Below are 23,608 nucleotides of genomic sequence, written 5' to 3'. Positions count from 1 at the left end.
TCGTTATGAAAAAATTACTAATCTTTACTTTAATTGGATTTACAATTTTAGGCTGTAGCTCTGATAATGATGAAGTCCTAAATGATTCTGATTATGCCGAGTATATAGTTGACAACTCTATTGATACGGAAATTAATTTTATGCCGGAAGAAATATATACAAGTAACGAAACTCAAGAACCAGTTTTAAAACTAAAATTAATTACTTCTGAAATTTACCCTTGTATAAATTACGGACTGTCAACAACCGAATTTATAAATGGTAATGAATTAATCGTAAGATTTGAGCAGATAATTGAACCTGGATTATGTTTTACTGCATTGGGACCTGCAACATCCTATATCGAGTTACCTCAAAATATAAATAAAGTAACTTTTTTAAATGGAAGAGTAACTGATAAGTATTCTATTGAAATTAACGAACAAAAAGTATCTATAACACTAATCGAAAATAACTTTACGACTTCATTACACGACAAAACTTTTAGGATTCCAAAAAATTCATTTGCATATGTTTGCGGAACTAATACAAATAACACAAACATTTATACAGATTATTCGGCCATTATAGAACAAAATCCTGATTTCACAGAGTTTGAATTTGAAGGAGAAGGAAGAATACCTTATCCTGAAACAACTGATGGAAACTGGGTCAATCATCCCTCAAAATATTATAAATACACAGATTCGGTCGAATTTGATAATTTAGCTAACATATTGAACGATTATTCCTCAACAAACATTGAAGAAAATTCAGGAGTTACCATTTCAATATATAGTTGGAATAATATAAAATTTTACAGTTGGATTGAAAATTAAAAACTGTGCCCAACACCGTATATAATTTATTGCTGGCTTCTTGCCTACTTACGAAAGTCCTCTCGGACTTTCTTGGTCGGTAATTATTTACTAAATTAGATGCTTAAAACACGCAACAAACCATATACAAACACGTTCTACGCAATTTGACCGACCAATGAACAAAGCATTAAAATATGGACTTCTGATTTTCGGAATTGTAATAATTACAGTTGTCGGATTTATTGGATTTGGACTTTATTCAATGGAAATTGAAGACCATTATGGCGACTTAAAGGAATTATATTATGATTCAGAAAACGGAGATTTAATTGTAAACAAAACAACATCCGAATTTGGCATAATTGAGAAAAACTGGAAAAGAATTAATATTAGAACACAACAAAAGGATTCGACTGATTTATATAATTGGGTTTATCAAAACGGAACAGAAACTAAATCGGAAATTTATCGAACGAAAAACGGAGAAACTGAACTGAACGGAATTACATACTCTGAATTGGAAAAAAGAATTAAAAATTCGGACTTTAAACTAATAATTAAGAATTAAATATGGAACCAAGTCTTTTGACTTCAATTATCGGAATTGCCATTTTTGCGTTAATTATGTATTTCGGATTTAAATACGCAAATGGAAAATGGAAAGTATCTGAATCTAAAAAAAATGAATACGTGAATTGGTCAAACAAACACGGAAAAACGATAAAAAAAGGAATAATTATAATATCAATAATTTACGGAATTTCGATGATAATTCAAATTTCGAATATGATTTAGCGGAATAAAAAACTGCGTAGAACACCGTATATAATTTATTGCTAGTTCAAGCCTACTTACGAAAATCCTCGCGGATTTTCTATTCGGTTTTTATTTGCTAACTTAGTTGCTTAACCACGCAACAAACCATATACAAACACGTTGCCCACAATTACTATAAATGAGTAAAATAGATAAATACCTTTCTGATTTTGATGATTATGAACTAGCCTTTTTTGCGAAATATAAGCTTGATACATACTTGAAAAATTCTCAAGAAAAAATTAAAAAGATTCTATTTAAAAGAGGATTAACCGAGTACAGAATTGAACAATTGATTGAGGAAAATCCTAAATCAAAATTGATTGATGAAAAAGAAAGATGTCCAAGATGTTATTCTAATAAAATTAGAAAGGATAAAGTAAAATATACTAATGAATCAAGTGGAGGGAGTTTTGGTATTTTAATTAAAGCTTACAATTCTAATAATGAAAAAGTCACCTACAAAAACGAGGTCATTTGTAATGTTTGTGGATTTTGGCTAAAAGACCCAAATAATGAAAAACCGAAAATGAATATAACAAGATTAATGAGTAGGTTTTTGACAAAAATAAGAGGAATAAAATAATTGGATTAAAATAACTGTGGGCAACAACTCATAAAATTTATGCTTAAATTTGAACTAGTACAAACGACAAACATTCAACAAGCGATTTGCTACCACCGAAAAATCTCCGATTTTCCAGTCGCACAAATCTTATAAAAACTCGTTACTTAAAATTGCGGATGAAAATCCAGATTGAAAAAAAAATGCTAAAATCGATTGTAAAATATTGCTTATTAATGACAATTCTAATTTCTTATTTGAGTTGTGCTGAAAAACCTAGTATCTGCGAAAATTATAAAACTCCAAAGAAAATAAAATTAAAAACTTTAGTAAATCGAGGTGAATATAGAGTTGTGAATATCACTCAAAAAGATATTATTGATTTCTTTAGTAATGAGATTTGCTTAACGGAACCCGTTTATATAATCGGGACAAATGGAGAAATTTGGAATATATCAATATATTTTGATGACGACAAAAAAATGACACTTGCTAAATCGGTTAGCGGAACGTATTATTTCAGAGATAAAAGCGGAAAATATAAGAATGATAAATTAGCTATAAAATTGGCTGAATTAATAGATAAAGAATAAATACGGATTTGAGCAATGAAACGGTCTGAATTTAACTTGATTTGAGAAAATTATAGAGTAGAACGAAAAACAACTTTAAGTAACACCTCATAAAATTTATGCTTACTTTTAAACTAAATAACGAACCGATTAACATTCAACAAACAATTTGCTACTACCGAAAAATCTCCGATTTTCCAGTCGCACAAATCTTATAAAAACACGTTGGCACACATATGATGAAAAAGATTATTTACTTACTGATTTTGTTCTCGATTGTTAGTTGTGAAAACGAAAAAGTTAAATATTATCCTTCTGATTTTGATATTTCAGAGTTTAATGGAGAAATAATTTCGTTAGATTCCACAAATTATAATTTTTCACAGATTACTGATAAAATTGATTTCCAAAATTTGATTCTTGAGTTTAATGATAACAAAACGACAAAGCAAGTAATTCCATATAATTTCAAATTTGGCTCATTTAGGAAAAAAAATATTTTAGGAATTGATTCCGATTCGATTTATAAAGAAAATGGCTTTTCAATTGATAAAATTGATTTAATTATGGAAAAACATTATCTAAATAAAGGAAAAAACAATGAGTATCCTGATTTCTCGAAAAAAGCTGTAGTTGCAATAATGATTGACTCAACTGATAGCGGGAAAAAGTTAAAAAAATTATTAGTCAAAGTAACTAATTCTTTTGATAAGTTAGAGATTAAATCAAACGATACATTAAAACTTTATGTTTTCTTGAATTATTTAAAAATTGATAAGAAATCGATTAAAGATTAAATACGTGAGCCAACAACTCATATAATTTATGCTTAAATTTGAACTAACATTAACGACAAACATTCAACTAACGATTTGCTACGGCAGAAAAATCTCCGATTTTCCAGTCGCACAAATCATATAAAAACACGTTGCCCACAATAAGGAACACTATGGAGAGAGAAGAACATATCCATATTAAATTTTTAAAATATTTATTAAGTAGAAATAATCATTTTGGATATGTCGAGGTACGAGATTTTCTGCTTGAAAATTTTAAAGATGAAAAAAATGATAGGGTATTTATGGGTAGATTTTTAGGTCTTATGGTGTCTGAAAATTACATTGAATATCTACCTGGTAGATTGACTGTTGGGGTTCAGTTTGAAACAAGTAAAGGAGATTTAATACCAAGAGATGAAATATCTATTGTCGTGAGAATTAAACCAAAAGGAGTTGAATTGGTAAATTCTTATATAATCAATCATAAAAATTTAAACGCTGTTTATTATACTATTGGAATAAGTATTTTAGCTTTACTTATTTCTTTATTTAGTTACAATAATTCATATAAGAAACAAGAATATGATTTCGGTATTTTGAGTAAAAAAATAGACTCATTGAGTACCGAAATCAATAAAAAAGATTTAATTATTAATAAAAAAACAGAATACGAGCCAATTGATACAATCCAAGAATAATACCGAATTTAGCAAGAGTCATCATAATGAAATATTTTCTGTCTGAAAAAAAGTAACTGTGGGCAACAGTGCGTATAAAAAATAGCTTCTTTCTGGTGAGCCATTTACCCAATTTTGTGTTTTTAAACCAGTTTACTAATCCTAAATTCTGTGTGTTTTTTACGCTACTTTTCATACTCTAAGTCGTTAGGCACAAGCAAAGAAAACATCAACTTAAACGAAAATTAGAAACAAAAATGAAAGCAATTTTACGACAGAAATCAAAAAGAAAACAACTTTTATGGATTGTAGGTTTAATTCTGCTTGTAATATTTTTAATTCGAGTTTATGTTATACCAAAACACTTTCCAAACAGTACAAACGAAACACTTATTTATCTAAAATCAGTTTTAGATAAAATTTCTATTTCACTTATTGTATCAATGTTCATTGGATGGTTTCTATTCAAAATAGAAGTACCTGAAGAACAAAGTAAATTTGAAATAATTGAGCCCAAGAGAATTGCTGATTATTTTGCATTAGGTAGAATAGGTACAAGTTTCTGGTATTTTTCTGGAGGTGTTGGACGATTTAGTAGAAATGTTACTATTCCTAAAATAGCTGAAATTTCTCAGTCAAATAATACGAGTAAAATTATTCGTTTAAATATCATTAATCCATTGGATGAAGAGTTATGTGAAAATTATGCGAAGTATAAAAATTCTCTAAGATCTGCAAAAGACACAAAAATAAATTGGTCTTCAAAATTTGTAAAAAATCAAGCTTTTGCTACTATTTTTAAATCGATAATTTATAAATCTCACTTTCCAATGTTAGAGATTGATATTTATTTAAAAAAGATTTTTACTACAACTAGAACCGATTTAAATGAATCTAATTGTGTTATAACCAAAGAAGATAAAAGGGATTTAGGTTTAGTTTGTACTAAAGATACCTTTCTTTATAAAACTTACAAAGAAGAAATTTATCAAGAATCAAAACAATTATCAAAACTAAATATTGACAAAGAAATCGATAATGTTGTTTTAAATAATATCACAAAAATTAATGTCGAAGAAATTGCAAAACTTTATGACTTTAAATTAGAGGAACAAGACTTAATAGAAATTACAGGATTTTTAAATGATGGAAAATCAATATACTAAAGACTTTTTTCACACTTTAAGAGAGTATTATAGAACTAAAAATATTATCAAAATATCAGAAAGTTGTAATAAAATTATAAAAGACCTAAAATCAAATGATTTAATGATTCATCCTTTGGGTTTTTATTATAACAATCTTTTTGAATTTGAAAATAATGAGAAATTTAGAATACATATATGGTCGAATAACTCAGAAAGACTAAAACCTTTAATGGACATTCATAACCATTATTATAATGTAATTAGTTATGTTGTAACTGGTCATATATTTAATACTCTTTATAGCTCTTCTAAATCAATTCCATCTACTCATTCATTATATTCAGGTTCTTATGATAAAGATGGTAAAAGAATACTTAAGAAAACAGGTCAAAACTTCAACTTAAAGAAAATAGTTCAAAATAAAATTAAAGCCGGAAATTTATATATAATTGATAAAGCTGAAATACATAAAGGAGAAGTTCCTTCATCAGAATTCACAATTACTATAGTTTATACAGAGAAACCAACAAATCCTAACCCACAAGTTTTTGGAAAAATTAATAAAGAAGACGAATATACTTTTCCGAAATTAATGATTGATAAGAATGAAGTTAAATATATTCTTAGAAAATGCCAGTGCCTAACACCGTATAAAATTAATTGCTAGTTCTCGCTTACTTACGAAAGTCCTCGCGGACTTTCTATTTGTGTTTTATTTATTAACTTTAGTACTTGAAACACGCAACTAATCTTATACAAACACGTTATGTGCAAGCGGAAAGCAACATCGAGATTAAATGAATGAACAGTTTATAGAAGAAAAAACATTTAAAAAGAAGGACTTTTCGGAAAATGGACTTGAAAAAGGCGAATATGAATTATGTACTTTTTTAAATTGTAATTTCTCGAATTCTGATTTGTCGAAAATTAGGTTTATAGACTGCGAATTTTATGACTGTAATTTAAGTTCAGCTCATATTTTACAAACAGGATTTCAAAATGTACTTTTTAAAGATTGTAAAATGTTAGGTTTGCAATTCGATAAATGTAACGACTTTGGATTTTTAATAAAAGTTGACAAATGCCAATTAAATCATTCGTCATTTTTTAAACGGAAACTTTCAAAATTTTCATTTCAGAAAACCAAACTTCAGGAAGTTGATTTTACGGAGTGTGATTTAAGTTTATCCGTTTTTGATGATTGTGACTTACAAAATGCAATATTCAAAAACACAAACTTGCAAAATGCTGATTTTAGAAGTTCTTACAACTTTTCAATTGACCCAGAAAATAACCAAATTAAAGGAGCTAAATTTACTTTAGAAACGGTAGTTGGACTTTTAACAAAATATAATATCAAAATAGAGCCAAACTTTTAGAATACAATCGAGAACAGTGATACTGACTAAAAATATTGAAAAAGAATAATTTTGAACTCAGATAAAGTAATGCCAGCACATAACAACGTATATAATCCATTGCTAGTTCTAGCCTACTTACGAATATTCCTGCGGAATATTCTATTCGGTTTTTATTTGCTAAATTAGTTGCTTATACACGCAACGTATCATATACCAAACCGTTAGCTTTAATGCTTAGGTCATTGCAAAATCGCAAAATTTCAGTTTATAAATGAAGTTCGTTAAGTAAAAATCTGAAAACGAATTGTGGAATATAATACTGAATTATTCTCTGTAATCTGACTCAAGTTCGGAATCCAAATCAAAGCGGAATTTTTAGCTTGTTTGCGGAATTTAGCAAATCGCGGAATTACTCACTCGAAATCTGAATTAAAATTATTTCGGAATTTAAGCTAGTTTGCGGAATTGAAAAACGGAATTAAAAATTATTGTGTAAACGAAATACAAATATAAAATCGCACAAAAAGCTAACAACGCATAAAAAAAATTGCTAGATTAGAACTAAATTTAAAAGTCGTTGCTCTTTTACTACATCTGATTTTCCTTCGGAAAATCCTCGCTCGCAAAAACGCAACTATTTTTATACAAAACCGTTGCCATTAATTTGACCCAAACTATGAAAATACCGATTTTAGCGATTCTATTTCTTTCCATTAACTCTGTTTTCGGACAAATTGAAAAAGTTGAATACAATGAAATAATTCCAGAATATATAATTGCTGTTTGGGAAAATAACGGAACCTCAAATGATTCAGAATTTAACACACCTGAATTAAGTCAAATTAAAGAATTTTTTGTCGAATTGAGCAAAAGACAAAACGACATAACCTCTAATCAGTTTTTAACCAAACCGACAGATAATACTCTTGTTGCTCATTATCTGAATACTAAACTAAAATGGAATTCATTTAATGGTCCACACGTTGGACTAAAAAAACTATCAACTAAGAAGGTCGTTAAGAACTCAATTAAGAACTTACCGACAAGTAATGAACTTTTAGCGTTTTATTACAGCTCTATTTTCATAGATGTTTTGAATAAACAAAAACCAATGGATTTAGCGGAAACAAATATCGATTTGGAGAATCTAAATCTGGAAAATGATACGGAAAAAGCAATACTTTTTTTAACTGCAATGCGACACGTTGGATTTCAAGTAACTTCTTATGCTACAGCTCGATTTCCTGATAATTGCTTTAGAGCAATAGAATATGTTGAAAATATGCCAAAATTTAATGGAAAAGCATTTTATGAGTTTGACTTGCCAAAATTCGAGGATTTTAAAATAGAAGTTGATAAACGAAAACCAAAAATGAGTTTTAAAGAACGTTACATTCCTGAATTTGAAAAAGCAAAATTAGGAATGGAAAAATGTTTAGCGGAAGAAAAAAACTAATGGCAACAACGTGTATAATTCATTGCTAGTTCTAGCCTACTTACGAAAGTCCTCGCGGACTTTCTATCTGTGATTTATTTGCTAACTTTAGTGCTTAAACCACGCAACGAAATCATACACAAACACGTTAGGCACAATAAAAATTATTTCCTTTGTTGGTAATCCATATTGTTTGCCCACATCAATAGAAATATGCCTAAAGCAATTATCCAACTTGCTTTCCATATTATTAATCCTAAGCCTATTGTTCCTACAATTAATTTTGCGATTGTTGTTATTCTTTTTTCCATAATTTATACAGTGCCTAACACCGTATAAAAATAATAGCGGTTTAGGTCTTTATTTAAGTGTTAATAATATTAATTTAATTCTGCTCTTAATCGTTTGGTTCGTGCGTTTAATCCGCTACTATTCATATACAAGTACGTTGTACGCAAGCGGAAAAACTCATTCAAATTGAAAAAAAAAATAACATTTGGAATTTTAGCATTTATAATCGGAATTGGAATCGCATTCTATTCTGAATCTTTTTTTCGTGGAGTAATTCAAGATATTTTTAAATGGTCAACGTCTGACAAAATTAAATTTATAGGAAAGAACTTTTATGTTTTCTCAAACAAATTTTATTTTATCACTTTCGGAATTGGATTGCTGATTTTGACGCTCGAAAATTTGAATCAAGAACTTACTCAAATGTTGAAAAACGGAATTTTAAGCATTTTAATTTTTGTAATAATATTAATCGGAATTTCAGCAGTTGACGCAAATATGAAAATTATAGAATGTACTGCTTGTAATGACGGAATTAGAAAATTAAATTGGAATGAAATAAATTATGGAATGATTTTAGGAACGAGTGTAATCATTTCAATTATTCCGAATTTAATACGAATCATAAAACGAACGAAAAAGCCTGCGTACAACACCGTATAAAAATAATGCTTACTTTAGTGCTTAATCAAGAGTTAGTGCACTTTTGTTACGTTTGATTTTCCTGCGGAAAATCCTCGCACACAAAACCGCACTATCCTTATACATAAACGTTGCAAAACATTTAAGCTATGAGTAAGGAAGGAAAATTTATCCCTATGAGAAAAATTATTATAGTATTCATTACAACATTATTGATTTATTCCTGCGATGCCTACAAATCTGTTACAGATTCTACTTATCTCGGAATGACAAAAAAGGAATTTATTCAAGAAGTAAAATACCCAACTTTAGAAATGGCATACGAAGGAGTTGAAGTTTATAAAAAAACTAAAAGAGTAGTAAGAGGCGGTATTGCAATTTTTGAAACTCATTTCTTCTATTTTAAAGAAGGTAAATTAATAAGAATTGATACTGGCGAAAGAGTTAATCCAAGACAAGTGATTGACTTAAATATAAATAATAAAAACATTTAAAGATAGCAAGTGAGTGAATGATAAGTTAGTGTATGAACAATGACCCTCAGAGGTAGTTTTGTTCGGTGTAATGAGCAGTGCTGTTGCGCTCTTGATGAAACTAATTTATTTGAAACCCACTTGCTTTATTTATAAATATTTAATAAATAATAAAAATATGAAAAAACTTATTGCAGTATCAATCGCTAATGTAATTGAAAGAGATGTTAAAAATAATACGAGAATTATTGAAATAGAACAAATTCAAGATTATTTAAATGATGGCTACAACATTACAAATACTGAAATTATAATTACACCTACATCAACTGTATTTACAGTTATTTATCAATTGGAAAAGTAATTTCAGAATTAGAGTTTGCTTTATAAACTTTCTTTCTATAAAATAATAAACCAAATATTTTTGTTTCTATAACCATTATCGGTTTTTCAGGATAATCCATAGAATCTGAAAAAATTGATTTAGTACTGATTAATGACATAACACCCAACGTTTTGCAACAACGTGTATAAATAATTTTGGCTTCGTGCTTCAATCTATTTACTGTTTCCTATTACATTGTGTAGTTTTTAATCCGAATAATTTAGTATTTTAAACCAAACTATTCATACACAATCACGTTGCCCACAATAAGGAACACTATGGAGAGAGAAGAACAAGAACAGTAAATTAAATATGATTTATTTACTGTAAAAGATTTTGAGAAAAGCAGTAATGTTAAAACATATTACAAAAAGGTTGAGTACACTAAATCAATAGAGTACTCAATAAAAGAATTAGAAAAATTTGAAAAAGAAAGTGGAGTTGAAATATTCCTCTATTTTAATCATTTAGACTTGACATTAACACTATTCGATTATCTTCCGAACGATTTGGAAACAAAAAGAATTTGTCATCAATTTTTAGATTCATTGAATCAAGGTCTGGAAAATCACTTGAAAGAACACCACCGAAAATTTTGATTTCAGCAGACATAACATCCATTTGTGATGAATTTTCAAATAGCATTACATTGTTTGAGTGGATAGAGAAAAACTTTCTAAATCCGACTAATTGTTCATTTGATAAACTATGAAAAAGAAATTCTTTTATGATTTTATCTGTGTTTTTATTTTTTGACATAATATTGGTTTTAATTGTGTATTATTTTTGATGATTTGAAATATGGTTTTGACATAAGTGATATAAGTCTTGGCAAAATTCACTTTCTTTTGAGTGGTTCAAAAGGTGTTGTTTGGAAAAGGCTACCGATAAAATCATCAGATGATTTGCTAAAGTACTTTGTTTGATGTTTGGTTTTTCGATAACTCTTAAAAGAGTTTCAACAACCTCTTTCGGAGTCCAAAATTCTGAATTTGGTTTTAATGCTCCTGAATATAGGTCTGATTTATTAGATAACGGAGTGTTTTTTTTATTCAAGTCTGTATTTACTGAATAAGTCCTTGAATCCTTTAAAAAATCAGTAAACATTTTTTTAAACCAATCGTATGGAATTGAGTATTCTTGATTTAAACTTTTATCTTTAAAATAAACATAACCAGACTTGTACGAAATGACAATATCATCTGAACGTTTACTGTGGGCAACAGTGCGTATAAAAAATAGCTTCTTTTTGGTGAGCCATTTACCCAATTTTGTGTTTTTAAACCAGTTTACTAATCCTAAATTCTGTGTGTTTTTTACGCTACTTTTCATACTCTAAGTCGTTAGCTACAATTAAAACAGAACCGTGAAAAAAGAAAAAGTAATAGAAAAATTAGAGAAACATTGTTCTGAAAAACTTTACGTTCGACTGACAAGGAAAAAAGGTGGTTTTGAGGGAATCTCTACTGGATTTATCCTCAGCAAATCATCTGATTTTATATTACTTCAAGAAACAGATGAATTCAGAGTTTTAGGTTATCAAGTCATTCCAATTCAAACAATTAAACACGTTAGATATAATAAGAATGACAAAACAATCCATCGAATATTAAAAGAAGAAGGATTAATGAGTGAAGTTAAAGCTAAATATAAAGTTGATTTAACGGATTGGAATTCAATAGCAAAAGATATAAAAGCAACGGAATTGACAATTATATCAGAATGCGAACATCCTAAACAAAACTTTTTTTGCATTGGACAGTTAAAGCGTATTAATAAAAAATCAATTTCGATAAGGTATTTTAATGCTCAAGGCATTTTAGATAAGAAAAATACAAAGCACAATTTTGAGGATATAACAAAATTGAGTTTTGACGACCGATATGCAAACGTATTTTCAAAATATTTAAGAAAGTAATGAAAAACGTAGAAAAGATTTCAAATAAAAACGGGAATTGGTACATCGTTGAGATTATTGAAAAATGCGAACCTGTTGAACGAAATGAAAAGCAAGAATTGCGAAGAGTTACAACTTGGGGAAATCATCATTTAATTAAGGCTGATTCGCCCGAAAAAGCATTTGATAAAGCTGTAAAGCTAGGAAAAGAAGCGGAATATAAATTTACGAATTCTGACAAAATAGAAATGGAATGGATTTTTGTTGGTATCGGAGAATTGTTGCCGGTTTATGAAGACATCGAAGATGGAGCGGAATTGATGTGGAATGATTACGGATTTATTAGTAATCGAAGAACAATGAGAATGCCGTATAAAAAGAAAGAGTTAATGAAATTAATAAAACCGAAACAACAACCGAATAAATAACTGTAGCTAACAACGTATATAGCTCATAGCTTGGTAGTTGCTTAATCGAAGTTAATACATATTTGGAATGTCGCCAAATTTTTAAATTTGACGATTTCCAAATAAAAAGATAAATAGTAAAATTTAAAAATCTGGCTTGTGCTTAACCGAATAATTATCGCTAACTTGCACGCTACAAACCATATACAACACCGTTGTAATGCATTTCGGAAAATCGAAAATCGCAATGAAATTAACGGTTGACAAAGAATATTTTAGGAATTTAAAAAGATAATTAGAATCGGAATTTAATACTAAAAAAACAATCTGAATGAAACACATAATTACGATTTCAATAATAATTCTGACTTCTTGTGTAGGTTTGAAAAACGTTTCTAACGAATTAGTCGGAAAATGGGAATGTTATCATAAAGAACTTGAAGACGGAACTACAAAAAGTACGGATTTTGACGGAAATGAATTTGAATACTCTTGTAGTGGATTAATTATTGAACTAAAATCTGATTTTACTGGTTCTGAATCAATTGGTGGATTGAATTTTAAATACAAAAAAAATGACTCGATTCTGAATTTAGGAAATAGAAATTATGTTATCGAGAAATTGACAAAAACTGAACTCGTAATTAGAGATTATGATTCTGACGGAACTAATCTTTGGAATTATAGGCAGAAATTTAAGAAAGTAGAATAAACAGAAATAAAAAACGCATTACAACACCGTATATAATTTATTGCTGGTTATAGCCTACTTACGAAAATCCTCGCGGATTTTCTATTCGGTTTTTATTTGTTAACTTAGTTGCTTAACCACGCAACAAACCATATACAAACACGTTGTGGGTAATGAAAAAAAAACGATACTGAAAATGGAAAACATATTAGAATTAAAAACCATTAGTGAGTTACAGGAATACGATTTCTATATACCGTCATATCAAAGAGGATATAGATGGAGTTCCAAAGAGGTTATCGAATTATTAAATGACATTTCTAATTTCACTCCTAGATTAGTAAATGATTCCACTGACGAAAAAACTTGGTACTGTTTACAACCAATAGTAATTAAGGAAATCGATAATAATAAATTTGAGGTAATAGATGGACAACAAAGATTAACTACAATTTATTTAATATTATATTACTTAAATCAGGACTTTGTTGAAAAGAAAAGAGACAAACTATTTCAACTTGATTATCAAACAAGAAGTGATTCAAAAAAATTCCTAAGCCAACTAGAAGAAGGTATTGACAGTAAATCAAATGTTGATTTTTTCTATATCTCAAATGCTTATAAAGCAATTAATAACTGGTTTGAAGAAAAAGGACACAACTTTGATACAGGTGATTTTCGTTCAAAGTTTAAATTCAATTCTAAGGTTATTTGGTATTTAAGCAATGAAACTGATTCAATTTCAATATTTACAAGAATAAACATTGGAAAAATACCTTTAACAAATTCAGAACTAATTAAAGCTCTTTTTTTAAATAGTTCAAATTTTCAAAATCAAGAATCTAAATTAAGATTACGACAACTAGAAATAGCTACTGAATGGGATAATATAGAAAATTCACTTCAAAATGATAAATTCTGGTTCTTTTTAAATCAAAACTCTATTTCAACTAATAGAATTGAATTTATTTTTAATCTTATAAATGAAGAACCAGACCCTAATGACAACTATGACACTTTCAGGTTTTTTAGTAAGAAATTTTCCAAAGGTAGTAACGAAGAACTTACAGATAACTGGAATGAAGTCAAACGATATTTTCAGCGATTTAGTGAATGGTTTTACGAAAGAGAACTCTATCATAAAATTGGATTTTTAATAAGTACAGAATCTACCAATATAAAGGAACTTTATATAAAATCTGATAATATAAGTAAATCTGAATTTAAAAAACATTTAGATAGTCTTATAAAAAATGAATTAAAGAACATAGATATAAATGAACTACAATACTCTGATGGGAAGGACGTAAGAAAAGTTCTTTTATTGTACAATATTCTAACGATGTTAGCTAGTTCAAAAGATAATTCCTATTTCCCTTTTGATTTATACAAAAATGAAAAATGGGACATTGAACACATCACTTCCGTCAAGGATAAATTACCTGAAAAAAACAAGAAACAATGGATAGATGATGCAATAGTTTTTATCGGAAATGAAACTAAAGAAGAAAAAAAACTACGAAAAAAAATCAATGCTTGGAAAGAGGAAGATGAAAGTGGGTTTAAGTTACTCTTTGAAGAAATTGTCTCTTATTTCAATGCAGAATTAAGAGAAGATGATGACATTAATGATTTATCTAATCTTACATTGTTAGATTCAGCAACAAACAGAAGTTATAAAAATGCTGTATTTCCTTTTAAAAGAAAAACAATAATTAACCGTGATAAACAAGGTATATTTATTCCTATTTGCACAAAAAATGTATTCCTCAAATATTTTAGTGAATATCCTCCTAAAATTTCATTTTGGTCACAAGAAGACCGAGAAAACTATGAAAACGATTTACACAATGTATTAAACTCATATCTAGCCTAAAACCTATGCAAAACGAAAAATATAAAGGGAAAATATATAGTTTTTATGAACTTCTTCATTCCAGCAAAATCGAAATTCCAATTATTCAACGTGATTACGCTCAAGGCAGAAAGGATAAAAAGAAAATCAGGCATAATTTCTTAAACGCATTGTATGAAAGTATAAGTAAGGAAGAAAAAATAATGCTAGATTTTGTTTACGGGAGTAATACAGAAGATGCATTTCAACCCTTAGATGGACAACAAAGACTTACAACACTTTTTTTATTACATTGGTACGCTGCATTAAAGGATACTAAGCTAGAAGAGGAAGAAAAAACTTTAATTAAGTTTACATATGAAACAAGAATATCTTCAAGAGATTTTTGTAATTCACTTATAAAAAATAAAATCCTCTTAGAAGAAGACACCTTACCAAGTAACACAATTATTGACTCACCTTGGTTTTATTTATCTTGGAAAAATGACCCAACAATAGATGCAATGCTTAGAACCATTGATCATATTCACACTTTATTTTATAAAACTCCTAATCTTTGGCACAAACTAACTTCGAAAGAATTTAATTTAATACGATTTTATCACGTAGAATTAGAAAATATTGGATTAACAGATGACCTTTATATAAAAATGAATGCTAGAGGTAAGTTACTCTCTACTTTTGAAAATTTCAAAGCTGGTTTTGAGAAATTAATACGTGACGAAAAATGGGAAGATGATTCTGATTTCACAAAAACTTTTGCATTTAAAATTGACACTACTTGGACAGATTTGTTTTGGGAATACTTCAGAAAAGAAGACACAGTTGACAATTCTTTTGTGAATTTTATTTCTACAATTTTAATGATTCAACAATCTGTTGAACGAAATAAAAAAACAGAAGAAAGATTAAGGATTATCTCTAAATTACAAGATGACTCTAATAATATAACTCCAAAACAATTTAGATTAGAAGATTTTAACTATTTAGTAGACTCTCTAAATCTAATTAATGATAACTATGAAAAAATCAACTCTATAGAATTTAACTTTCCTCTTTTCAGACATACTCCAAAAGAGAGTTTATTAAAAGTCATAACATTAGACTCAGATGCATCATACACACAAAAAGTACTCCTTTTTGCTCAATTAGAGTACTTTAGAAAAAACACCAATGTGAATCCTCAAAAATATCTTGAATGGATGAGAGTAATTAGAAATATTATTTCGAGAGGAGATATTGAAAAAAGTGGTAAAAGACCAGATATAGTAAGAAGTCCTGCAACATTTGATGGTGTTATTTATCTTATATCTGAATTATCTATTGGTTCTGGAGATATTTATGACTACTTATCAAAAGCAACCAACTTAAAATCAACTTTTGCAAAAGAACAAGTTGAAGAAGAAAGATTTAAAGCAAAAACCATAATCAATAATCCTGATTCAAAGAAAATTATATTTGAATTAGAAGATACAGATTTACTTAGAGGTCGAATTGATTTCATTTTTTACTGTTTGAATATTGACAAACAATCTGAAACAATTGATGTAAAATTATTTGAAGAAATTAAAACTGTATTTGTGAAATATTTAAGTTCCGACTTGTGTTTAACAAATGATTTAAGAAGAGCTCTATTAACAATTTCCGTAAACGGAAAATATGAGTTCTATCATTATTGGTGGTCTTTTTGGAATGTTGTAAATAGCGACAAAAGAAGGTTAATAGATAAATATCGAGAAATAGAATACTTAATACATTCTGAATTTAAAGAATATTTTAAAAATTTAATTCTAAAGCTTAAGGAAAATAATTTAAAAGAGTTAGCAATTAATTTCGTACCAGATGATAGCTTTCCTAATTGGAAACTAAAACTTATTAAGGAAGAAAAATTATTAAATGATAATGGCTCAAACTATATTGCTATTCCTCCAGATAATAGTCATTGTTACTTACTTAAAAGTAAAAGACCAAGAGATAAAAAAGGGTGTGTGAGAATTGAATAATCACTACCCACAACAACGTATAAAAAACATAGCTAGATAAGTGCTAAACTCAAAGGTTCTCCCCTATTTGCAAGGTCCGCCAAATTTTTAAATTTGGCTTTTAGAATAGAAAAATTAAAAACAAAATGTAAAAATTTGGCTCGGTGCTTTAACGAAATTTATCGTATATTTATACGCTACGTTTCTTATACCAACCGTTGTAAGCAATTTAAGAGTGCATTAATGAAAGATTGGGAATTAGATAGAATTTATATTTGGATTAGGGCAGCTAGCATTTATGAAAAGAATAACGGAGTAAAATTTCTAATTGACCAAAATGATAAATCACTCTTTAATCTTATTTTAAAAGATAACGAATGGAAATGCGTGCTGAATCAAGAAATTGGTGTTAGATATTCAAAAGAACAGATTAAAACACTTGAAAACAAAATAGAATCTCTAAAAAATAATCAGAATGAAATTCTAGAGTTTCCTAAATTTAACAAAAGTGAAATAGAGCATATCAAGAAAACTAAATTAGAACTCGAACAAAAGAAGAAAAACAAGTTAGAATTTGATTTGGTGCAATATCAAAAAACGATTTACGAAAATCCATCAGATTTTGGAATTGAATGGTTGAAAAAGCTTGGAATTGAAATTAGTGAACTTTCTCGAATCGGATTCTAAAATTAATATGATAAAGACTATTAAAAAATGATTTTCATATATAAAAATCGCGGGATTTTAATTCCTGTATATCTTTTTGTTTCAGTTTTAGGAATAATAATCCTAAACGGTTTGTTGAAAGAATATATTGGTGGATTTTTTTCAAGCGAATATGATTTTCAAATTGTTTTAGGAATTGGTTTATTAATCTCTTTCATTTGGACATATTTAACAAGCTATGATTATATAGAAGTTGATGGAGAAAAACAAAGGATTGAAATGAATAACCATTTTTTCTATATTTCAAATAGACTTTGGAGTTACATAATGTTAGGCGCTTCGATTTTAGCACTAGCAGGAGGAATAATTGAGACTTTGAGTAAATAAAAACTGCTTACAACAACGTGTATAATTAATTGCTTTGGTAAGTGCCTATTTGGAAATTCCTTCGGAATTTCTTCTGGTTCGTTTTTGTTTACTAAATTAGTTGCTTAGACAACGCAACTAATCATACACAAAACCGTTGCCATTAATTATGACTCGTCCTGAATAAAGGCTACATAATTTTAAACATTATGTATAAAAACGACAGAGTAACCAGACGTTACAGCGAACCTTTTAAATTAAAAATTTTAGCCGAACTTAGCACTGGAAAGTATAATAAGTATCAATTAGGAAAACTATATGGTATTGCTTGTTCAACAATTAATGAATGGATAAAAAAGTATGATCGTAAAGACCTTATGAACACAAGAGTTATGGTAGAGACAAACGATGAAATATCAAGAATAAAAGCACTTCAAAAAGAAATTACTCAACTTAAAAAGTTACTTCTTAAAAAAGATATGGATGGTCTTATTGAAGATGCCTATTTGGAAGTAGCTGCTCAAAAACTGGGATATAAAAGTGTTTTGGAACTTAAAAAAAAACTAAGTATCAAGCCTTAATTATTGCAGTTATAAAGGCTAAAGGATTTGCTTCGATTTCTATGGTGTGCAATAGTTTTAATTTAAAACGAGATGCTTATTACAAATACAAAAGTAGGGCTGATAAGAGAAAAGAAATAGAACAACAAATTATACATATCGTTAAAAAAAGACGCAAATCCTTACCTAGAGAAGGTGTGCGTAAATTAATGAAATCTTTAAATGAGGATTTTGAAAAGCAACACTTAAAAGTAGGCAGAGATACTTTGTTTAATGTACTTAGAGAACATAATATGTTAACACTTAGAAAAAAATATAGTTGTAGAACCACAAACTCCTATCATAGATTTTATAAGTATAACAACCTTATAAAAGATATGAAAGTTACCAAACCTAATCAAGTATGGGTATCTGACATCTCCTATATCAGAACCTTAAAAGGTTTTTGTTATCTGGCTTTGATTACAGATATGTATTCAAGAAAAATTGTAGGATATGACCTTAGTGATAGCCTAGAACTTAAAGGATGCGTAAGAGCTCTTAATAAAGCTTTGTATAAAAAGACAAACATTAAAAATCTTACTCATCATTCAGATAGAGGAATACAATATTGTAGTAATGTATACACTAATATTCTTAAAAGAAAAAAATAGAAATTAGTATGACTGAAGAAAATCATTGTTATGAAAATGCAATGGCAGAACGTGTAAAAGGAATATTAAAAGATGAGTTTTATCTAGATCAAACCTTTATGAATACGACTCATGCAAAAAGAGCAGCAAAAAATGCAATTAATTTATACAACCAAGAAAGATTACACTTATCTTTAGACTTTAAAACACCAAATATGGTATATAAATTAACAGCGTAAATTCAATTTTAACCTGTAGCCATATTTCAGGACTAGACAGGTAATAAAACAATAGAGTAATAATAAATTGAAAGAAAAAATCCAAAAATATGACTTCAAAGAAGGACTTCCGCAGGAATTTGAAATTATAGATTTTGACTTACTTTTCGATGGGTTTTCCGAAGAAATAAAAAAACCACATCGAGCGGAATTTTATCAGATTTTGTGGTTTCAAAAAGGCGCTCCAACACATTTGGTCGATTTTAACCCAATAAAAATCAAACCAAACTCATTACTTTTTGTCAATAAAAATAGCGTTCAAATATTCGACTATAAAACTAAATTCAAAGGAAAAGCCATTTTTTTTACCGACAGTTTTTTCTGCAAAACAGAAACAGATACAACATTTTTGAGAAGTAGTATTTTGTTCAACGACTTACTATCGATTTCACAGATACAATTACCCAAGAACGAATCTATTATTAAGACTGTTTTTGAATTATTGGAAACTGAATTAAAAAACGCCAAAGACAACTATCAATCTGACTTACTACGAAACGATTTGCGTAACCTTCTACTACATTCCGAACGGGAAAGACGAAAACAAGATTTTATAGAATTTAAAAAAGATGCCAACCTTGAACAGGCATTGTATTTTAAAACCTTATTAGATGACAATTTTGTAAGCCATAAAAAAGTTAATTTTTACTGTCAAAAAATGCACCTGACACCAAAAAGACTTAACCAAGTAACTTCTAAAATTTTTGGAAAGACACCTAAAAATATCATTAACGATAGAGTTTTGTTAGAGTCAAAAAGATTATTGTCTCATACAAACGAAAGTGTTAAGGAGATAGCGTTCTCATTAGGCTTTGAGGAGCCTACCAATTTTATAAAATACTTTAAAAAACACACTGGTAAAACACCTGTTGAATTTAAAGAAAACTTCACTTTGGCGTAAAAGTATCATTCAAAGGACTTTTTTTATCGTTTCTTTTTTTCTTCTTCATTGCAACTTTGCAGTATCAATTTAAAATCATAAAAAATGAAAAAGATACTATTAAGTGCAACGGTAGTTTTAGCAATAGGGTTAACCGCTTGCAACAATCAGAAAACAACAAATTCAGAAACTAAAAAAGAAGAAAAAATGGAAATTTCAAACAAAGAAAAAGTAGTTACTCTTTTAAAAAGCATTGAAACTGGTGCACAAGAACCTGCTGGGTACATTAACCCTAATAAATATATTCAACATAATCTTGGAATTGCAGACGGACTTGCTGGATTTGGAACTTTATTACAACAACTTCCTCCTAATTCTGCAAAAGTGAATACAGTTAGAGCTTTTGAAGATGGTGATTTTGTGTTTACTCAAACAGATTACAACTTTTTCGGACCAAAAATCGGTTTCGATATTTTTAGATTTGAAAATGGGAAAATTGTTGAACATTGGGATAATCTGCAAGAAACACCAGCAAACCCAAATCCAAGTGGAAACACTATGATTGATGGAGCAACTGAAATTAAAGACATCGATAAAACTGAAGAAAACAAAACTTTAGTTGAGAATTTTGTGAATGATATTTTAGTAAACGGAAAAATGGAAAAATTGGCTGGATATTTTGATGGAGATAATTACATACAGCACAATCCTAATATTGCAAATGGACTTTCAGGACTTGGAAAAGCATTAGAATATATGGCTTCACAAGATATTACTATGAAATATGATAAAGTTCACAGCGTTTTAGGGGAAGGGAATTTCGTATTAACAGTTAGCGAAGGTTCATTTGCAGACAATCACACTTCTTTTTACGACTTATTTAGAGTTGAAAATGGAAAAATTGCTGAACATTGGGACGTAATGGAAACGATTGCACCTAAAAACGAATGGAAGAACAACAACGGTAAATTTTAAAAACATAATAAAAATGAACATAATAGAAGCACTAAACTGGAGGTATTCCACAAAGGATTTTGACCCAAACAAAAAAATATCGGAAACAGATTTTGATAACGTAAAAGAGCTTTTAAGAATGAGTCCTTCCAGCACCAACATTCAACCTTGGCATTTTATAATTGCAAGTACAGATCAAGGAAAAAAACGAATGGCAAAAGGGACACAAGGCTTTTTTATCTTTAATGAGGCCAAGATATTAAATGCTTCGCACGTGGTTTTATTTTGCTCAAGACTTTCGGCAGGTAAGGATTATATGCAACATCTTTTAGACGTTGAAGACCAGGACGGAAGGTTTCCTAATGAAGAAATAAAGCAAAATGTAAATGGTGGTAGAAATGCTTTTGCTGACATTCATAAATATGACTTAAAAGATGTACAACATTGGATGGAAAAACAAGTCTATCTGAATATTGGAAACTTTTTATTAGGAGTTGCGGCCCTTGGTATAGACGCTTGTCCAATGGAAGGTATTGATGTAAAAGCATTAGATGAAGAATTTGGCTTACGTGAAAAAGGATTTACGTCAATTACTGCAGTGGCAATTGGATACAGAACCGAAAGTGATTTTAATACGACTGATAAAACACCAAAATCAAGGTTACCTGAAAGTGAAATAATTACAGTGTTTTAGTTGGAAAGTCTAACGTTTTACAGCAACTCGTCCTGAATAAAGGCTGCATAATTTTAAAATTTGTAACTTGTAAATATCTATTAACTAATTACATATGAAATTATGAAAGTAAAGTTCATAATAATATCCTTATTTATAGCATTTGGAAGTATTTTATTTTTAAGCATCGAAAAATTTCCAACAGAAACAAATGAAGCTGAAACGTTTTCAAAAATTGAAACGTTTACTTTTATATCAGGTGGAAAAAAAAACAAAGGAAAAATATATTTTCCAGCCTCATATGAATCCAATAAAAATCTGCCAGTCATCTATTTAATAGATTTTGCAGAACAGCATTTTAAACTAGCAACTGACGAATTTGAAAGGGTAATTGATGGTGTAACTCAAATTCAGGGATTTGATGCATTAGTTGTTAGTTTAGAAAATATACCAGAGTTTGATGCTGAACCAGAAACATTTCAAGAGCAGTATGCAATTTTTAAAAATATGGCATCTTATGTTGATAGCAAATACACCAAAAACCAGTCTAAAACATTAATCGGTAGAGGAAGTGAATCAGGTATAGTTCTTATGGCTCTTTTTAATGAAAATCAAGAGCCTTCTGTGTTCAATAATTTTATTGCTACAGATCCATCACCAAAATACGCAGCTTTTATTATGCAATTAATTGAGAAAAATGCTATTCCTAAAAGGAACTTAAATAAAAAACTTCATTTTACTTTTTCAAAAACTAATGATCGTGTTGAATGTAACAAATTAATTAATCTAATTAAAAAAGCAAACTATAACTGGTTGGATTTTGAGGCAATTGAATATGCAGAAAGTGATTACGAAAATACATATCCTATTTCTTATGCAACTGGAATAAAATATGTTTTTAACAAGTAATATTAGAAATTAAATAATGTACTAGAACAAAGAAAAGAACTATAAAAAGCTGGGAAGATTGGAGATAGCACAACAATTAAATTAGATATTGTAAATTAAGCTCCTAAAAAACTGATTACGCTTTAAGCAGAGATAACCGATAATTTCCCTAAATTTATGGAAAATGAAGCAAAAGACTTTTACAATATTATTTACTTTAATGAAATAGAAAAGGAAAAACAAGTGTAAAATCTTGCGGTATTGGGTATAAGAATAATGTTAAATTTTTTACCTGATGAATTATTTCATTCCTGCTAACGAAAAGCTATTAATGAATTTAATTTTTTATTTAGAAACAGATATAGACATAAAAAAAGAATAATATGGATAAAGCACTTCAAACAATGATTGATAATATGCCTGAAAAAACAGGAAAATCTTTAAGTGAATGGAAAGCAATGCTTAAAGCAAAGTCTTTCACCAAACATTCAGAAGCTGTTAATTTTCTTAAAAAAGAACATAATGTAACGCACGGTTATGCAAATACTATTGTAGCATTATCAAAAGAAAAAAATGAATCTCCAACGGATCTGGTTAACAATCAATACCAAGGAAAGGAAAATCTGTTTATAATTTACAAAAGTTTGTTAGCTGTGATTCATGAATTAGGTAGAGACATTACAATTACACCAAAAAAGACGAGTGTAAGTATAATCAGAAAAAAACAATTTGCGTTAATTAAACCTGCAACTAAAACTAGAATTGATTTAGGTTTAAAATTTAAGAACAAACCAACAACTGATCGACTTGAAAACTCAGGTCCGTTTGGAACAATGTGTTCACATAGAGTAAAACTCACAAATGTAGAAGATATTGATAGTGAACTAAAAAAATGGCTGAAGGAATCCTATCAAAATGCAGAATAATAATTTCCG

32 protein-coding genes are annotated in these 23,608 nt (G+C 28.7%); 29 read left to right on the top strand and 3 right to left on the bottom strand.

Features of this window, described 5'->3' with window-relative positions; all coding sequences use genetic code 11:
• Window positions 1–5 precede the first annotated feature (5 nt).
• The 14 genes from MHL31_RS04310 (at window position 6) to MHL31_RS04245 (ending at window position 9,923) form a co-directional block, all read left to right on the top strand.
• Window positions 6–818 (top strand): hypothetical protein, encoded by an 813-nt coding sequence (locus MHL31_RS04310; protein WP_240227851.1) that lies wholly within the window; start codon window positions 6–8, stop codon window positions 816–818.
• A gap of 157 nt (window positions 819–975) precedes the next feature.
• Window positions 976–1,368: a hypothetical protein gene (locus tag MHL31_RS04305; RefSeq protein ID WP_240227850.1), complete on the top strand. Its 393-nt coding sequence runs from the start codon at window positions 976–978 to the stop codon at window positions 1,366–1,368.
• Window positions 1,369–1,370: 2 nt separating this feature from the next.
• Complete coding sequence (locus tag MHL31_RS04300) at window positions 1,371–1,595, top strand: hypothetical protein (RefSeq protein WP_240227849.1); 225 nt, start codon at window positions 1,371–1,373, stop codon at window positions 1,593–1,595.
• Between the two features lie 160 nt (window positions 1,596–1,755).
• The gene (locus MHL31_RS04295; protein WP_240227848.1) at window positions 1,756–2,202 is read left to right on the top strand and encodes a hypothetical protein; all 447 of its coding nucleotides are present in this window, start codon (window positions 1,756–1,758) and stop codon (window positions 2,200–2,202) included.
• 158 nt (window positions 2,203–2,360) lie between these two features.
• Window positions 2,361–2,774 (top strand): hypothetical protein, encoded by a 414-nt coding sequence (locus MHL31_RS04290; RefSeq protein WP_240227847.1) that lies wholly within the window; start codon window positions 2,361–2,363, stop codon window positions 2,772–2,774.
• 215 nt (window positions 2,775–2,989) lie between these two features.
• Complete coding sequence (locus tag MHL31_RS04285) at window positions 2,990–3,550, top strand: hypothetical protein (protein WP_240227846.1); 561 nt, start codon at window positions 2,990–2,992, stop codon at window positions 3,548–3,550.
• Between the two features lie 152 nt (window positions 3,551–3,702).
• Window positions 3,703–4,230: a hypothetical protein gene (locus MHL31_RS04280; protein ID WP_240227845.1), complete on the top strand. Its 528-nt coding sequence runs from the start codon at window positions 3,703–3,705 to the stop codon at window positions 4,228–4,230.
• Window positions 4,231–4,466: 236 nt separating this feature from the next.
• Window positions 4,467–5,375, top strand: a complete 909-nt coding sequence (locus MHL31_RS04275) for a hypothetical protein (RefSeq protein ID WP_240227844.1) — start codon at window positions 4,467–4,469, stop codon at window positions 5,373–5,375.
• Window positions 5,353–6,024 carry a hypothetical protein gene (locus MHL31_RS04270; protein WP_240227843.1) on the top strand — a complete coding sequence of 224 codons (672 nt, stop codon included), beginning with the start codon at window positions 5,353–5,355 and terminating at the stop codon, window positions 6,022–6,024. Before MHL31_RS04275 ends, MHL31_RS04270 begins: the two co-directional genes overlap by 23 nt.
• 130 nt (window positions 6,025–6,154) lie before the next feature.
• Complete coding sequence (locus tag MHL31_RS04265) at window positions 6,155–6,736, top strand: pentapeptide repeat-containing protein (protein WP_240227842.1); 582 nt, start codon at window positions 6,155–6,157, stop codon at window positions 6,734–6,736.
• Between the two features lie 658 nt (window positions 6,737–7,394).
• Entirely contained in the window at window positions 7,395–8,174 is a 780-nt protein-coding gene (locus tag MHL31_RS04260; RefSeq protein ID WP_240227841.1) for a hypothetical protein, read from the top strand.
• Window positions 8,175–8,630: 456 nt separating this feature from the next.
• The gene (locus MHL31_RS04255; protein ID WP_240227840.1) at window positions 8,631–9,107 is read left to right on the top strand and encodes a hypothetical protein; all 477 of its coding nucleotides are present in this window, start codon (window positions 8,631–8,633) and stop codon (window positions 9,105–9,107) included.
• 128 nt (window positions 9,108–9,235) lie between these two features.
• Window positions 9,236–9,580, top strand: coding sequence for a hypothetical protein (locus tag MHL31_RS04250; protein WP_240227839.1), 345 nt, complete (start codon window positions 9,236–9,238; stop codon window positions 9,578–9,580).
• Between the two features lie 157 nt (window positions 9,581–9,737).
• Window positions 9,738–9,923, top strand: a complete 186-nt coding sequence (locus MHL31_RS04245) for a hypothetical protein (RefSeq protein WP_240227838.1) — start codon at window positions 9,738–9,740, stop codon at window positions 9,921–9,923.
• On the opposite strand, the gene MHL31_RS04240 is transcribed toward MHL31_RS04245, so the two are convergent.
• The 3 genes from MHL31_RS04240 to MHL31_RS04230 form a co-directional block, all read right to left on the bottom strand.
• A complete protein-coding gene (locus MHL31_RS04240) occupies window positions 9,901–10,062 on the bottom strand; it encodes a hypothetical protein (protein WP_240227837.1) in 162 nt (53 codons plus the stop codon). The two genes, MHL31_RS04245 and MHL31_RS04240, sit on opposite strands and share 23 nt — an antisense overlap.
• Before the next feature lie 341 nt (window positions 10,063–10,403).
• Window positions 10,404–10,703 (bottom strand): hypothetical protein, encoded by a 300-nt coding sequence (locus MHL31_RS04235; protein ID WP_240227836.1) that lies wholly within the window; start codon window positions 10,701–10,703, stop codon window positions 10,404–10,406.
• 21 nt (window positions 10,704–10,724) lie between these two features.
• A complete protein-coding gene (locus MHL31_RS04230; protein WP_240227835.1) occupies window positions 10,725–11,276 on the bottom strand; it encodes a hypothetical protein in 552 nt (183 codons plus the stop codon).
• Window positions 11,277–11,310: 34 nt separating this feature from the next.
• Between MHL31_RS04230 and MHL31_RS04225 the strand changes: the two genes are divergently transcribed.
• From MHL31_RS04225 to MHL31_RS04155, 15 genes are all read left to right on the top strand, one after another.
• On the top strand, window positions 11,311–11,862 hold the full coding sequence (locus MHL31_RS04225) for a hypothetical protein (protein ID WP_240227834.1): 552 nt from the start codon (window positions 11,311–11,313) through the stop codon (window positions 11,860–11,862).
• Window positions 11,862–12,269, top strand: a complete 408-nt coding sequence (locus tag MHL31_RS04220) for a DUF4288 domain-containing protein (RefSeq protein ID WP_240227833.1) — start codon at window positions 11,862–11,864, stop codon at window positions 12,267–12,269. Before MHL31_RS04225 ends, MHL31_RS04220 begins: the two co-directional genes overlap by 1 nt.
• A 310-nt stretch (window positions 12,270–12,579) precedes the next feature.
• On the top strand, window positions 12,580–12,960 hold the full coding sequence (locus MHL31_RS04215; protein WP_240227832.1) for a hypothetical protein: 381 nt from the start codon (window positions 12,580–12,582) through the stop codon (window positions 12,958–12,960).
• Window positions 12,961–13,135: 175 nt separating this feature from the next.
• On the top strand, window positions 13,136–14,815 hold the full coding sequence (locus tag MHL31_RS04210) for a DUF262 domain-containing protein (protein ID WP_240227831.1): 1,680 nt from the start codon (window positions 13,136–13,138) through the stop codon (window positions 14,813–14,815).
• A gap of 5 nt (window positions 14,816–14,820) precedes the next feature.
• Window positions 14,821–16,797 carry a DUF262 domain-containing protein gene (locus MHL31_RS04205; RefSeq protein ID WP_240227830.1) on the top strand — a complete coding sequence of 659 codons (1,977 nt, stop codon included), beginning with the start codon at window positions 14,821–14,823 and terminating at the stop codon, window positions 16,795–16,797.
• Window positions 16,798–17,019: 222 nt separating this feature from the next.
• Entirely contained in the window at window positions 17,020–17,463 is a 444-nt protein-coding gene (locus tag MHL31_RS04200) for a hypothetical protein (protein WP_240227829.1), read from the top strand.
• A gap of 27 nt (window positions 17,464–17,490) precedes the next feature.
• Window positions 17,491–17,829 (top strand): hypothetical protein, encoded by a 339-nt coding sequence (locus MHL31_RS04195; protein ID WP_240227828.1) that lies wholly within the window; start codon window positions 17,491–17,493, stop codon window positions 17,827–17,829.
• Between the two features lie 188 nt (window positions 17,830–18,017).
• Window positions 18,018–18,389, top strand: a complete 372-nt coding sequence (locus tag MHL31_RS04190; RefSeq protein ID WP_240227827.1) for a transposase — start codon at window positions 18,018–18,020, stop codon at window positions 18,387–18,389.
• A 41-nt stretch (window positions 18,390–18,430) separates the two neighbouring features.
• Complete coding sequence (locus tag MHL31_RS04185) at window positions 18,431–19,021, top strand: DDE-type integrase/transposase/recombinase (RefSeq protein WP_240227826.1); 591 nt, start codon at window positions 18,431–18,433, stop codon at window positions 19,019–19,021.
• Window positions 19,022–19,029: 8 nt separating this feature from the next.
• On the top strand, window positions 19,030–19,239 hold the full coding sequence (locus MHL31_RS04180; protein ID WP_240227825.1) for an integrase core domain-containing protein: 210 nt from the start codon (window positions 19,030–19,032) through the stop codon (window positions 19,237–19,239).
• 67 nt (window positions 19,240–19,306) lie between these two features.
• A complete protein-coding gene (locus MHL31_RS04175; protein ID WP_240227824.1) occupies window positions 19,307–20,179 on the top strand; it encodes an AraC family transcriptional regulator in 873 nt (290 codons plus the stop codon).
• 84 nt (window positions 20,180–20,263) lie between these two features.
• Window positions 20,264–21,133, top strand: a complete 870-nt coding sequence (locus tag MHL31_RS04170) for a nuclear transport factor 2 family protein (RefSeq protein WP_240227823.1) — start codon at window positions 20,264–20,266, stop codon at window positions 21,131–21,133.
• A 13-nt stretch (window positions 21,134–21,146) separates the two neighbouring features.
• Window positions 21,147–21,806, top strand: a complete 660-nt coding sequence (nfsB, locus tag MHL31_RS04165; protein ID WP_240227822.1) for an oxygen-insensitive NAD(P)H nitroreductase — start codon at window positions 21,147–21,149, stop codon at window positions 21,804–21,806.
• A 102-nt stretch (window positions 21,807–21,908) separates the two neighbouring features.
• Window positions 21,909–22,694: a hypothetical protein gene (locus tag MHL31_RS04160; protein ID WP_240227821.1), complete on the top strand. Its 786-nt coding sequence runs from the start codon at window positions 21,909–21,911 to the stop codon at window positions 22,692–22,694.
• Between the two features lie 362 nt (window positions 22,695–23,056).
• Window positions 23,057–23,599, top strand: a complete 543-nt coding sequence (locus tag MHL31_RS04155; RefSeq protein WP_240227820.1) for a DUF4287 domain-containing protein — start codon at window positions 23,057–23,059, stop codon at window positions 23,597–23,599.
• Window positions 23,600–23,608: the final 9 nt, after the last annotated feature.

The sequence above is a fragment of the Lutibacter sp. A80 genome, from assembly GCF_022429645.1.
Taxonomy (GTDB): domain Bacteria; phylum Bacteroidota; class Bacteroidia; order Flavobacteriales; family Flavobacteriaceae; genus Lutibacter.
The sequence above is the reverse complement of the archived record's forward strand: the minus strand, read 5'-3'. Positions and strand labels throughout refer to the sequence as shown.